Genomic DNA, 12,810 nt, shown 5'->3' with positions numbered 1-12,810 from the left:
GGTTTCCCGCCCCCTCCGTACCCTGAAATAAGGGCCGAGCAGCCGTGAAACCCGAACTACGGAAACTGACTGATGTTGAACTGGACCGACCTGACGCAAGACTGGGACGCTATGTATTCCCGTGCTAAACGGCGTTTTCCGAACCTGCGCGATCAGGACAAGGTGCGGCTGAGTAAAGATCGAAAAGGGTTTGAAGCGTATCTGGCCGAACGCCACCACCTGACCGTGAATGAAGCGCACGAAGAGCTTGAGGATTTTCTGTTTACCGAAGGCCTGAACCGCGAGTTCAGCAAAGCGTTAAGCAAGTGACGTTACCCATAGGATGGTGGCATCTTCGTCACTTATTGAAATGACATTGTGCCCCATACTCCCGTCGTAATAGGCGCTGTCTCCGCGGCGCATTTCGACGGGTTCATAGAACTCGGTATAAAGTTTCACAACCCCTGTCAGCACATACAGGAATTCTTCGCCGTCGTGGCGCACCCAGCCGTCGAATTCGTTCATTGAGCGCGCGCGCACGCGGGCACGGTAGGGCAGCATTTGCTTTTTCGTCAGGTTCTCGGCCAACAGCTCATGTTCATATGTCACTGTTGGGTGCTCTGCACCTTCCCCCATCCGGGTCACGGCCATGCGCCCGATCACTTGATCACGCTGAGGCGGGGTGAACAGTTGTGGCACCGAAATCTCCAGTCCGGTCGCCAGCTTTTTCAGCGCATCATAAGTGGGCGACATCTGCCCATTTTCGATTTTGCTAAGTGTCGAGCGCGCCAATCCGGCTTGAGTAGCCGCCTGCTCCAACGTCCAGTTCCGCGCCTTGCGCAACTGACGCACGCGCGCGCCCAGATCAAGCGGTTCAGGATCGGTATGATCACCCGAGTCGCGGGCGATGCGGATCAGTGATGGCTGTTCATTGGTACTCATGCGCCATTCTATAGGCCCAGCCCGCCGCGCTTGCAACGCGCCAAGCGGCACGATAGCCAGTTGCCATGCTTTCTATATTCGATCAGGGGCCACCCCCAACTTGCCCGGAACCATTTAACTTGGCTGCACATGTGTTGCGCCATGCAGATAGAAATTCGGACAAGATCGCATTATCGGTGCTGTCTAGCGGCGATACTGAAGACTGGACTTACGAAGCGCTAAAATCGGCAATTCTGGGCACCGGAACCGGTTTGCTGCAGGCTGGACTAAAACCCGGCGATATCGCGTTGATGCGGTTGGGAAATACCGTCGACTTTCCGATTGCCTATCTTGGAGCAATTTCGGTTGGAATAGTGCCTGTCCCGACCTCTTCACAACTGACCGAGCCAGAAACTGAGCGTATGATCGCTGAGCTCAAGCCCGCCGCCATTTTGCGAGACCCGACTGTCGCCTGCGCGACGCACCCCCTTCAGATAACTTTGAGCGATCTGACCCAGATGCGGGCCCTAACCCCGGCCATGTTTGAATTCGGTGACTCGGATCGGATGGCCTACATCGTCTATACGTCTGGCACATCCGGCAAGCCACGCGCCGTAGCGCACGCTCATCGCGCCATCTGGGCACGTCAGTTGATGGTCGATGGCTGGTACGGGCTGCAGAACTCGGACCGCCTGTGCCATGCCGGGGCGTTCAACTGGACATATACGCTGGGCACCGGGCTTATGGATCCTTGGACAATCGGTGCAACCGCGCTGATCCCTGAACCGGGCTCCGATCCTGATGCCCTGCCTGCGCTCTTGCGCAAGCATAGGGCTACGATGTTCGCAGCCGCACCAGGTGTATTTCGCAAACTGCTGAAAACGTCCGAAAACCTTAACCTGCCGGACCTCCGCCACGGCTTGTGCGCTGGCGAAAAGCTATCGCGACACCTGCACGCGCAATGGACAGAAACAACTGGGACCGAGTTGTACGAAGCTTACGGCATGTCGGAGTGCTCGACCTTTATATCTTCAAGCCCTGCCCACCCGGCACGCGGCGAAGCATTGGGTCAACCGCAACCGGGCCGCCGGGTGGCGATCCTTGGGCCGGACGGACCGGTGCCGCAGGGTCAGGAGGGCACCATCGCCATTCACCGCTCGGACCCTGGCTTGATGCTGACATATCTGAACGCACCGGATGAGGCCGAGGCCCGCATGCAGGGCGACTGGTTCCTGACCGGCGATCAGGGCGCGATGGCCGTGGATGGGCAAATCACTTACCTCGGCCGCGATGACGACATGATGAACGCAGGCGGCTATCGCGTCTCGCCGGTTGAGGTCGAGGCGGTGCTGTCCCGATACCCCGGTGTTGCGCAGGTGGGCGCAGCCGCTGTCGAAGTCAAACAGGACACATATGTGATCGCCGCTTTCTATACCGGGCCGGAAAAGCTGGACGAGGCCGACCTGCGCACCTATGTGGAGGCAAACCTTGCACGGTATAAGCAACCCCGCGCATTCATTCACCTGCCCGAGCTGCCAACAGGCGGCAATGGCAAACTTCTGCGCCGGGCGCTGCCGGCCTATTTCAAGGCGAATTCACCATGACCCAGACCGTCAAACTCGACATCATGTCCGACCCGATCTGCCCGTGGTGCTATATCGGCAAGACTCACCTGGACAAGGCTCTGACGGCTATTCCGGATCATCCCTTTGTTATCGAATGGCACCCGTTCCAACTAAACCCCGACATGCCAGATGAAGGCATGGACCGGCGAGAGTACCTGGAAGGTAAATTTGGTGGCAAAGACGGTGCGGTCCGGGCCTATGCACCCGTAGTGGAACACGCCGAGAAAGCCGGGTTGAACATCGACTTCGAAGGCATGAAACGCACCCCCAACACACTGGACGCCCACCGCCTGATCCATTGGGCCGGGATCGAAGGCAAGCAGAACGCCGTCGTGGATGCTTTGTTCGATGCCTATTTCGTGCAAGGTCGGGATATTGGAGACCATGAAGTTCTGGCCGACATCGCCGACAGCGTCGGCATGGACGCCGCCGTGGTGCTGAAACTTCTCAAGTCCGACGCCGACCGAGAAGATATCCGCACGCGTGACACGCATTCGCGTCAGATGGGAGTGAACTCGGTCCCGACATTCATTGTGGCGAACCAGCACGCGGTTCCCGGTGCGCAACCCCCTGAAATGTGGGAAAAAGTCATCGGAGAGATTATGTCTCAGCTTGAGGCTTCCTCTGCAAATTAGCACAGGACTCTGTGCGTTTTGATCCCTAGCGCCGCCTGCCGTGTCGTGATAGCGCGGACCGGTCAGGAGGCGCGCAATGGCAAATCGTATGTCTTTGGGAGAATTTATCGCACTCATCGCAATGATGTTTGCGACGATTGCGTTTTCCATCGACTCGATGCTGCCCGCTCTGCCCGAAATCGGCGCGCAGCTTAGCCCCAATGACATCAACCGGGCGCAACTGATCCTAACCTCTTTTGTGCTGGGCATGGGTATCGGAACATTCTTCGTAGGCCCAATCTCTGACGCGTTCGGGCGCAAACCGGTGATCTATGTTGGCTCGGCGCTCTATATCGTGTCTGCCGCCGTAGCTTGGGCCAGTTCCTCGCTGGAGCTGCTGCTGATCGCACGCGTAGTTCAGGGTGTCGGTTGCGCTGCGCCGCGCGTGGTTGCTATGGCCATTATCCGCGATTTGTACTCGGGGCGCGAAATGGCCCGGATCGTTTCCATCGCTATGATGATCTTTACTCTGGTGCCCGCCGTAGCACCGATGTTGGGTGCGGGCATGATCGCCGTCGCAGGCTGGCGCGGAATTTTTGTGTCATTTATCCTCTTCTCTGTCATCACCGTGATCTGGATGGGCTTGCGCTTACCGGAGTCTTTGAAGCCCGAGAACCGACGGCCGCTGCGTCTCCCCCTGATGGCCTCGGCCGCGCGCGAGATGTTCAACCATCCGACTGTGCGCGTATCCATCTTTGTGCAGACGCTGTGTCTGGGAATGCTGTTCACCACGTTGACCATGGTGCAGCCGGTCTATGATGTAATCCACGACAGCGCCGACAGCTTCCCTTTCTGGTTCGGCTTTGTGGCCCTGATGGCAGGGTCGGCCAGCCTGCTGAATGCAGCCCTGGTCATCCGCGTCGGCATGCGCCGGTTGGTGACATGGGCCTTGGGAGCGCAAATCGTCATCACCGCAGGTGTAATCGCCCTGAACATGGTGCCGTTGTCACCCAACCTGTCGTTCGCGGTTTTCGTTTTCTGGCAGACCTCGATCTTCTTTATGGCGGGTATGACGATGGGCAACCTGAACGCCATCGCGATGGAGCCGATGGGACACATTGCCGGTATGGCAGCGTCGGTCATCGGTGCATTCTCGACCGTACTGGCTGCCGCCATCGCAGCGCCTATCGGGCTATTGTTCGATGGTACTCTGACTCCTCTAACCACCGGCATACTAGTCATGAGCCTGACTGGATTCGGATTGATGCTTCATATGGGCCGGATCGAAAACAGAGTACCCGCCTGATCTGTGCAGCCTGCGAGAATCCCGCTAACCTCCCCTTGATCCTAGGGGAGATTTTCAATGAGCGATTATTACGATCTGGGCACGCATTCCTGTCCGGTCAGCACGTCCCTAGCCGAAGCACAACTTTGGTTCGATCGCGGTCTGGCCTGGACCTATGGCTATAACCATGACGAGGCCGTTGTCTGTTTCCAGCGCGCGGCCGAGCACGACCCGAACTGCGCCATGGCCTACTGGGGCATCGCTTATGCGGCCGGTCCGAATTACAATCTGCCCTGGGATTTGCGCGACGAGAACGGCCAGCAGAAAGCGCTTGCGCAGGCCTATGACGCGACCCAACATGCGCTGGCATTGCTGGACACATGCACTCCGGTCGAAAAGGCTCTGATCCGCGCCCTGCCCGCACGCTATCCTCAGCGCGACCCGATCCCGGAGATGCACAGTTGGGATCACGATTTCGCCGACGCCATGCGTGTCGCCTTTGCCGAGAATCCTGATCAATTGGACCTACGCACCATATATGTTGAGGCGCTGCTGAACCTTACCCCCTGGCAAATGTGGGACCTCAAAACCGGCAAGCCCGCAGAAGGTGCCGCCACGCTTGAGGCGCAGAATGTGCTAGAGGATGCGATGGCCAATGACCTGTCCGCCATGTCCCATCCCGGCCTGCTGCACCTTTACGTTCACCTGATGGAGATGTCGCCGACCCCGGAAAAGGCGCTGAAAGCCGGGGATGTGTTACGCACGTTGGTTCCCGATGCGGGTCATCTGGTGCATATGCCAACCCATATCGACGTTCTATGCGGCCACTTTCACAACGTCTTGTACTGGAACGAAAAAGCCACTGAGGCCGACCTGAAGTATTATGAGCGCGAAGGAGCGTTCAACATTTACACCGGCTATCGTCAGCACAATTACCATTTTGCCATCTACGGAGCGTTATTTTTGGGCCAGATGGAGCCTGCCCTACGCGCCAATCAGGGCCTGTGGGATACAACACCTGAAAAGATGCTGCGCATCGAAAGCCCGCCCATGGCGGATTACTTCGAAAGCTATATGTCCATGGGCCCACATATTCTCATTCGCTTTGGCCGGTGGGAGGAAGCCAAAGCGTTGGAATTGCCAACCGACCCCGACCTCTACCGCACGCTGACTGCAACCATCCACTACGCTCGCGCCATCGCCCATGCCGCGACCGGTCAGGTGGCCGAGGCGGAAGCCGAAGAGAAACTGTTCCTATCTGCCAAGGCCTGTGTCCCAGAAACCCGGCTGCTGCACAATAACCGCGTCGTAGATCTGCTTGAAATCGCTCGTGAAATGCTGCGTGGAGAGATCGAGTATCGCAAAGGCAACTATGACATCGCCTATGCCCACCTACGCCACTCAGTCGAACTGGACGACACTTTGCCCTATGACGAGCCTTGGGGTTGGATGCAACCTACCCGCCACGCGCTGGGGGCGTTGCTGTTCGAACAAGGGCACGCATCAGAAGCCGAAGCGGTCTACCGCGAGGATCTGGGGTTGGGTGGAAACCTCAGCCGCGCCTCGATCCACCCCGACAATGTCTGGAGTCTAAAAGGTCTGTATGACTGCCTGAATGCGCGCGAAGAATCTGTTGAAATCATTCAGATTAAACAACGCCTCGACTTGGCGCTTGCTCGTGCTGACCGGGCAGTTGGCGCCTCCTGTTTCTGCGCTCAAGCCGCGATGAGGGCCGCCGAATGAGATACGCCGTTCTTCTGGTCGCGCTTCTTTGCGGCCCTGCCTTTGCCGACCGCCAAACCTTTCCGCCAGTCGACGAGGCCGCCGATGATACGTCATTGGTGGCCTTTCGCGACACATTGCTGGCCCAAGTGGCCGCAAGGGACATTGAAGCCGTTGTCGCATCGGCCTGCCCCGATATTTACCTAAGTCACGGCGGAGAAGGCGGCCCCGCAGAGCTGCGAGCCAATCTGATCCTCGACCCCGAGACTTTGTCAGAAGAATATCGCGACGACGCGGATGCGACGCGGGAACAATACTGGACCGACCTTGAGAACACTCTGTCTCAGCCAGGTTATTTCGATGAGGAAGGCGAGTTCTGGATGCCGCATCAATGGCAGATCACTCTGCCCGCCTCACTGGATCCGAGCTTGGCTTACTTTGTGACAGGTCAGGATGTGTCTCTGCGCCAGCAACCAATTCGAGGCGCACCGATTCTGGGACTGATTAGCCACGAAGTCGTAATCATCCGTACGTTTCAGGACGCGGCCGAGTACCAGCGCGTGCTGCTGACCGACGGTACCCAGGGATACATGCACCGGGATTTCCTGTGGCCCATGACCGGCCATCGTGCCGCGATTGTGAAATCGGATGCGGGCAACTGGCAGCTATGCACATTTGTTAGCGGGGACTAAGCCTTTGCCTTTTTCTTCTCGGCCATCAGCTTCTCAGCAAGATCCCGGGCAATGGCAAAGGCCCCTTTGATCTTGTCGCTGTCCTTCTTCCAGTCGCGTCGAACGACGATCTTGTTGTCCTTGACCTTTGCCAATCCTCGCTGGTTCTGGATGAATTCAACCAACCCCTGAGGCGAGGCGAACTTGTCGTTGTGGAACTGGATCGTGGCGCCCTTCGGCCCGCCGTCCAGCTTGGCAATCCCCGCCCGTTTGCACATCGCCTTGATGCGCACAACCAGCATCAGCGTGTTCACCTCTTTCGGAAGTTTGCCGAAGCGGTCGATCAACTCGGCGGCAAAGCCTTCCAACTCAACTTTGGTTGAGAGTGAGGACAGTCGGCGGTAAAGGCCCAGACGCACATCCAGATCGGGTACGTAATCCTCGGGTATCAGAACCGGGACTCCCAGATTGATCTGCGGCGCCCATTGATCATCAGCATCCGAGAGACCCTCCATTTCCCCGGCTTTGATCTTGGCAATCGCCTCTTCCAGCATCGACTGATAGAGTTCATAGCCCACGTCGCGCATCTGTCCGGATTGTTCCTCACCCAGCAGATTGCCTGCGCCGCGAATATCCAAATCCTGAGACGCCAGAGTAAACCCGGCGCCGAGCGTATCCAGCGAGCCCAGAACCCGCAGGCGTTTCTCGGCCGTAGCGGTCAGTTTCTGGCGCGGTTTCGTCGTCAGGTAGGCATAGGCGCGGGTTTTCGAGCGTCCCACACGGCCGCGAATTTGATACAGCTGCGCCAATCCGAACATATCCGCCCGGTGCACAACCATCGTGTTTGCTGTCGGTATATCCAGTCCGCTTTCAACAATCGTCGTCGCCAGCAAAACATCGTATTTGCCGTCATAGAAAGCGTTCATCCGGTCGTCGAGTTCGCCCGCCGCCATCTGGCCATGCGCCACGACATAGGTGAGTTCCGGCAGTTGCTCTTTTAGGAACTCTTCGATTTCAGGCAGGTCCGAGATACGCGGCACCACATAGAAACTCTGCCCGCCACGGTAATGTTCGCGTAACAGTGCCTCGCGGATGGTCACCGCGTCGAACTCACTGACATAGGTGCGGATTGCCAAGCGGTCGATAGGGGGAGTGCCGATGATCGACAGATCACGCACACCAGTCAGAGACAATTGCAGCGTCCGCGGGATCGGAGTTGCGGTCAACGTCAAAACGTGGATGTCCGAGCGCAATTGTTTCAGACGTTCCTTGTGGCTAACGCCGAAATGCTGCTCCTCGTCGATGATCAGCAGACCTAGGTTATTAAATCGTATCCCCTTGGCCAGCAACGCATGGGTGCCGATCACGATGTCGACCGTTCCGCGTGCCAGACCGTCGCGAGTCTGTTGCGCCTCTTTCGCGGAGACAAAACGCGAAAGCTGCCGCACCTCCAGAGGGAAACCCCGGAAACGTTCCTTGAACGATGCGGCGTGTTGGCGGGCCAGCAAAGTGGTCGGTGCGACGACCGCCACCTGCACACCCGACATGGCGGCGACGAAGGCTGCGCGCATTGCAACCTCAGTCTTTCCGAAACCAACATCGCCGCAAATCAACCGGTCCATCGGCGCGCCAGAGTGCATGTCTTCCATGACTTCGGAAATGGCGCGCAATTGATCTTCTGTCTCCTGATACGGGAACCGAGCGCTGAATTCCTCCCAAGCGTGCGGCGGTGGATCCATGACCGGAGCCTTGCGCAACGCGCGTTCGGCGGCGATCCGGATCAGCCGGTCGGCCATCTCGCGGATACGCTCTTTCAGCTTGGCCTTCTTGGCCTGCCATGCGCCTCCGCCCAGGCGGTCCAGCAAACCTTCGTCATGACCGTACTTGGACAGGAGCTCGATGTTTTCGACAGGCAGGTACAACTTGGCCTTCTCGGCGTACTCCAACAGCAAGCATTCATGAGCCGCACCGGCGGCGGTGACCACTTCCATCCCCAGATAGCGGCCAATGCCATGATCAACATGCACCACCAGATCTCCGGGGCTGAGCGACTGTGTCTCGGTCAGGAAGTTCTCGGCCTTGCGACGTTTCTTTGGTTGGCGGATAAGCCGGTCGCCCAAAACGTCCTGTTCGGCAATGACAGTCAGATCGGGCGTTTCGAACCCGTGTTCCAGTGCCCACACGGCCAGATGCAAACCGCGCTTCCCAATACGGGTACCATGGGTAACAGTGATCGCCTCGGCCAGACCTTCGTCCTCGATCAACCCCGTCAGACGCTCGCGCGCACCTTCAGAATAAGAGGCGATCAGAACAGGCCCTTTGACCAGCTTGTCGGTGATATGGCTGGCGAGCGCGCCAAATAGGCTGATACTTTCCTGCTGGCGTTCTGGGGCAAAGTTCCGTCCTATCCGCCCGCCAGCGTCGATCACACCGGGGCCGCTCGCTTGCGGCAGAGGGCTGAACTGCATCACCCGTCGGTCGCCCACGGCCTGCTCCCAAGCGGTATCGTCTAGATACAACAGGCCTGGCGGCGTCGGCTTATAAACCGTATCCATTCGAGAACGGTTTTCCAGCGCCAACCGGCGGGTTTCATACTGATCCTCAATCGACTCCCATCGGGCCAGGCGCGCAGGTGTGACCTGATCGTCCAATGAAATCGTGGCCCCCGGCAAATAGTCGAACAGGGTTTCCAGTTCCTCGTGGAAGAACGGCAGCCAATGCTCGACCCCTTGGTGTTTGCGGCCCGCGCTGACCGCCTCGTAAAGGGGATCGTCCGTGCCCGCAGCACCGAATTCGATACGGTAGTTCTGGCGAAACCGGGTGATGGCGGCCTCGTCCAGAATGACCTCGGAGACAGGGGCCAGCTCAACCACCTCCAACTTCTCGGTTGTGCGTTGCGACACGGGATCGAAACGGCGAGCACCGTCCAATACGTCACCGAACAGGTCGAGCCGAACCGGGCCGGATTCACCCGGAGGAAAGATGTCGATGATACCGCCCCGGATGGCATAGTCTCCGGGTTCCATTACAGTGGGGCTTTGTGTGAACCCCATGCGCACAAGAAAATTCCGCAAGGCCGTTTCATCGACACGGTGATCAACGCGCGCCGTGAAGGCCGCCTCGCGCAGCACGTTGCGCGCAGGTACTCTCTGGGTCGCCGCGTTCAGCGTAGTCAGCAACACGAACCGTTCGGGCATCTGGTGTACCAGCGCGGCCAAGGTCGCCACTCGAGCGGCAGCGATATCGGCATTGGGCGACACCCGGTCGTAAGGCAGACAATCCCACCCCGGAAAGACAAACACCGGCATATCCGGCGCAAAGAAGGCAAGCGCAGCGCGCATCGCCTCCATCCGCTTGTCGTCCCGCGCGACGTGGCAGACCGGCCCGCCCGACCGAGCGATCTCGTTCAGGACAAGCTGCGCGTCAAACCCTTCGGGGGCGCCGCCAACTGTTACGTGGTTCGGAGCCGTCATTGTCCTGCCTTTCCGAATTTTCTAACCCAGAACACCGATTGAGAAGTTCTGATACATACCCCAAAGCGATGTGATCAGGATCGAGATCATGCCGATGATCTGTGTATAGATTCTGCACCTTGTCAGCGTCTTGCCAACGACCTCAAGAGTTCCCTCGCTGTTCTTCAACTTCCGCGCTGCTGATATGTTGATCAGCATCACCGGGCACAACGGAAACAGCAGCAGAAACAAAGCCTGCGCAAACTCGACTCCATAGTAGAACCCAAGCATCGCCAGACCGGAGAAGATAAAGCAGCACAGGCCAAGAATGACCAGCCCGGACACATCTACGATGTAGAGCATTCGATTGCCGTTGATCCGGACGATATCCAATAGGTCACGTTCGCTCTGCCCCCCGACCCGGCGCGCGCGCACCAAAAGATCGTAAGGAACACCCATCGCCCAGTGGCTAGCTGATGACCACAGAACGGCCAGCATGATCCAGTACCACAGATTCGAGAAGCTGCGCATGTCGATGATTTCGAATAGCGAAGAGTATAAGTCCAAGCGTCAGCCCTTTGTTCTCAGTCCTGTGGGGCTTTTTCGCACCGGCGCGTCCATCCTTACCCTTGAGACTACGAGGAATTCATGCCACCCAATGCGGAAATATTCAAGGAGAGCGCGACATGAAACCGACCATCGCCCCCTATCCCCTGACCCGTTTCCGTAGGGCGCGCCAATCGCAAGCCGTGCGAGGGCTTGTCCGGGAAAACACGCTCACCACAGACGATCTGATCTGGCCTATTTTTGTGCGTGATGGCGAAGGAATTGAAGAACCCGTGCCTTCGATGCCCGGCGTTGTTCGCCGTTCGGTCGACCTGATCGCCAAAGCGGCAGTTGAGGCGCAGGCCTTGGGAATTCCGGCAATTTGCATCTTTCCCTACACTGATCCCAGCCTGAAAACCGAAGATTGCGCCGAGGCGTGGAACCCTGACAATCTGTCGAACCGTGCCATTCGCGCGATCAAGGCTGCGGCTCCGGACATTGCGGTGATGACCGACGTGGCGTTGGACCCCTACAACATCAATGGTCATGACGGCTATGTCGTGGATGGCGAGATTGTGAACGACCAGACGGTAGAGGCACTGGTGAAAATGACGCTAGCGCAGGCCGATGCCGGAGCAGATATCATCGGACCCTCTGACATGATGGACGGTCGGATCGGAGAAATGCGCCGGGCGCTGGAATCGGCTGGCCATCAGAACGTAATGATCCTCAGCTATGCCGCAAAATACGCCAGCGCTTTTTACGGGCCGTTCCGCGATGCGGTGGGCGCTTCGGGCGCGCTGACAGGCGACAAGAAAACCTATCAGATGGATCCGGCCAATTCGAACGAGGCCTTGCGCCTTATCGAACGCGATCTGACTGAAGGCGCCGACATGGTCATGATCAAGCCAGGCATGCCCTATCTGGACATCTGTCGCCGAGTGAAAGACGCCTTTGGCGCGCCGACCTACGCCTATCAGGTCTCGGGTGAATACGCGATGATCCAGGCGGCGGCGCAAAACGGTTGGATTGACGGCGAGAAAGTGATGTTGGAAAGCCTGCTGGCCTTCAAGCGCGCAGGCTGTGACGGCATCTTGACCTACTTTGCCCCAGAGGTCGCGCGCACCCTTCAAGGCTAAAACCTCAAATTGTCGCGGTTTTTCGCCGATTGTGATGTGTGGCCCCACAGCTTTCCCGTGACACACAGACGCAATCGGCGTATTCTCGCACATAAGATCGGGAACACCCGGCAAATCAGGCAGTTATACAGAGAAAAAACATGAGCAGTTCCAATGCACCCCGACTGAGCCGTCGTGGCTTTGCCTTTGGCATGGCCGGATTGACCGTAACCGCAGCCTGCGGCAATGGTGTTGGCAGTTCCAATGCGGCCAAGATCGACGCCCGCGTTGATGCCACGCTGGCTGAAATGTATGCGAACTACCCCAACACGGTTGAGATCGCGAACAAGGCCAACGGCATGTTGGTCATGCCCCTGATCACCGACGCCGGATTAATCTTCTTTGGCGGCGCCTATGGCCAGGGCGCGCTGCGCATTCAGGGCGCAACGGTTGACTACTATTCCGCAATTTCCGGAACCGCCGGCCTGCAAATCGGTGCCCAGCAATATGCGCATGTGTTGTTCTTCATGACACAGGACGCGCTGAACGATTTTCGCCGATCCAGCGGATGGACCGCCGGTGCTGATATTGGCTATGTGGTTGATGCGACTGGAAATTCCTTGTCTACTGACACCACGACACTGCGCTCGCCAGTGCTGGCGGCAGTATTTGGACAAGCTGGTCTGAAATTCGGCGCCACGATCGAAGGCACTAAATACACGCGGATCATTCCTTAACTTCGGGCTACCACTCCCCCCCTCATTGGTCCCCGCCAGGCGTCCCCGCGCGTGGCGGGGTTTTTCTCATATAGCTCTGTAAACACGAATATTCCCGGGCTGTTCCTCTTTCAGTCCTCTCAGCCATCCAGTAATCTCGC

11 protein-coding genes are annotated in these 12,810 nt (G+C 58.0%); 8 read left to right on the top strand and 3 right to left on the bottom strand.

The genetic code is table 11. The features are described 5' to 3' along the window. The first annotated feature begins 72 nt into the window (after positions 1 to 72). Positions 73 to 309, top strand: coding sequence for a hypothetical protein (locus ABLN94_RS02305; protein ID WP_170489100.1), 237 nt, complete (start codon positions 73 to 75; stop codon positions 307 to 309). On the opposite strand, the gene ABLN94_RS02300 is transcribed toward ABLN94_RS02305, so the two are convergent. Further along, positions 298 to 921: a helix-turn-helix domain-containing protein gene (locus ABLN94_RS02300; protein ID WP_170489103.1), complete on the bottom strand. Its 624-nt coding sequence runs from the start codon at positions 919 to 921 to the stop codon at positions 298 to 300. The two genes, ABLN94_RS02305 and ABLN94_RS02300, sit on opposite strands and share 12 nt — an antisense overlap. A gap of 65 nt (positions 922 to 986) precedes the next feature. Between ABLN94_RS02300 and ABLN94_RS02295 the strand changes: the two genes are divergently transcribed. The 5 genes from ABLN94_RS02295 (at position 987) to ABLN94_RS02275 (ending at position 6,838) form a co-directional block, all read left to right on the top strand. Beyond that, on the top strand, positions 987 to 2,504 hold the full coding sequence (locus tag ABLN94_RS02295; RefSeq protein ID WP_352988714.1) for a class I adenylate-forming enzyme family protein: 1,518 nt from the start codon (positions 987 to 989) through the stop codon (positions 2,502 to 2,504). Next, complete coding sequence (locus tag ABLN94_RS02290) at positions 2,501 to 3,160, top strand: DsbA family oxidoreductase (protein WP_352988712.1); 660 nt, start codon at positions 2,501 to 2,503, stop codon at positions 3,158 to 3,160. Before ABLN94_RS02295 ends, ABLN94_RS02290 begins: the two co-directional genes overlap by 4 nt. A 76-nt stretch (positions 3,161 to 3,236) precedes the next feature. After that, a complete protein-coding gene (locus ABLN94_RS02285) occupies positions 3,237 to 4,445 on the top strand; it encodes a multidrug effflux MFS transporter (protein WP_352988710.1) in 1,209 nt (402 codons plus the stop codon). A 57-nt stretch (positions 4,446 to 4,502) separates the two neighbouring features. Then, positions 4,503 to 6,167 (top strand): tetratricopeptide repeat protein, encoded by a 1,665-nt coding sequence (locus tag ABLN94_RS02280; protein ID WP_352988708.1) that lies wholly within the window; start codon positions 4,503 to 4,505, stop codon positions 6,165 to 6,167. Beyond that, positions 6,164 to 6,838 (top strand): SH3 domain-containing protein, encoded by a 675-nt coding sequence (locus tag ABLN94_RS02275; protein WP_352988706.1) that lies wholly within the window; start codon positions 6,164 to 6,166, stop codon positions 6,836 to 6,838. The genes ABLN94_RS02280 and ABLN94_RS02275 overlap by 4 nt, the downstream gene beginning before the upstream one ends. Here ABLN94_RS02275 and mfd read toward each other — a convergent pair. Next, a complete protein-coding gene (gene mfd / locus ABLN94_RS02270) occupies positions 6,835 to 10,290 on the bottom strand; it encodes a transcription-repair coupling factor (RefSeq protein WP_352988704.1) in 3,456 nt (1,151 codons plus the stop codon). The two genes, ABLN94_RS02275 and mfd, sit on opposite strands and share 4 nt — an antisense overlap. Before the next feature lie 21 nt (positions 10,291 to 10,311). After that, on the bottom strand, positions 10,312 to 10,836 hold the full coding sequence (locus ABLN94_RS02265; RefSeq protein WP_352988702.1) for a component of SufBCD complex: 525 nt from the start codon (positions 10,834 to 10,836) through the stop codon (positions 10,312 to 10,314). A gap of 119 nt (positions 10,837 to 10,955) precedes the next feature. Here ABLN94_RS02265 and hemB point away from each other — a divergent pair, with 119 nt between their 5' ends. Continuing rightward, positions 10,956 to 11,954, top strand: coding sequence for a porphobilinogen synthase (hemB, locus tag ABLN94_RS02260; protein WP_352988700.1), 999 nt, complete (start codon positions 10,956 to 10,958; stop codon positions 11,952 to 11,954). Between the two features lie 140 nt (positions 11,955 to 12,094). Beyond that, the gene (locus ABLN94_RS02255) at positions 12,095 to 12,670 is read left to right on the top strand and encodes a YSC84-related protein (protein ID WP_170489131.1); all 576 of its coding nucleotides are present in this window, start codon (positions 12,095 to 12,097) and stop codon (positions 12,668 to 12,670) included. Positions 12,671 to 12,810 lie beyond the last annotated feature (140 nt).

It is taken from the genome of Ruegeria sp. SCP11 (assembly GCF_040329455.1).
Taxonomy (GTDB): Bacteria; Pseudomonadota; Alphaproteobacteria; order Rhodobacterales; family Rhodobacteraceae; genus Ruegeria; species Ruegeria atlantica_E.
This window is presented reverse-complemented; position numbering and strand designations above follow the sequence as displayed.

Coding starts and splice junctions, on each gene's coding strand:
- ABLN94_RS02305 (WP_170489100.1), top strand. CDS start 73: ATGTTGAACTGGACCGACCTGACGCAAGACTGGGACGCTATGTATTCC.
- ABLN94_RS02300 (WP_170489103.1), bottom strand. CDS start 921: ATGAGTACCAATGAACAGCCATCACTGATCCGCATCGCCCGCGACTCG.
- ABLN94_RS02295 (WP_352988714.1), top strand. CDS start 987: ATGCTTTCTATATTCGATCAGGGGCCACCCCCAACTTGCCCGGAACCA.
- ABLN94_RS02290 (WP_352988712.1), top strand. CDS start 2,501: ATGACCCAGACCGTCAAACTCGACATCATGTCCGACCCGATCTGCCCG.
- ABLN94_RS02285 (WP_352988710.1), top strand. CDS start 3,237: ATGGCAAATCGTATGTCTTTGGGAGAATTTATCGCACTCATCGCAATG.
- ABLN94_RS02280 (WP_352988708.1), top strand. CDS start 4,503: ATGAGCGATTATTACGATCTGGGCACGCATTCCTGTCCGGTCAGCACG.
- ABLN94_RS02275 (WP_352988706.1), top strand. CDS start 6,164: ATGAGATACGCCGTTCTTCTGGTCGCGCTTCTTTGCGGCCCTGCCTTT.
- mfd (WP_352988704.1), bottom strand. CDS start 10,290: ATGACGGCTCCGAACCACGTAACAGTTGGCGGCGCCCCCGAAGGGTTT.
- hemB (WP_352988700.1), top strand. CDS start 10,956: ATGAAACCGACCATCGCCCCCTATCCCCTGACCCGTTTCCGTAGGGCG.
- ABLN94_RS02255 (WP_170489131.1), top strand. CDS start 12,095: ATGAGCAGTTCCAATGCACCCCGACTGAGCCGTCGTGGCTTTGCCTTT.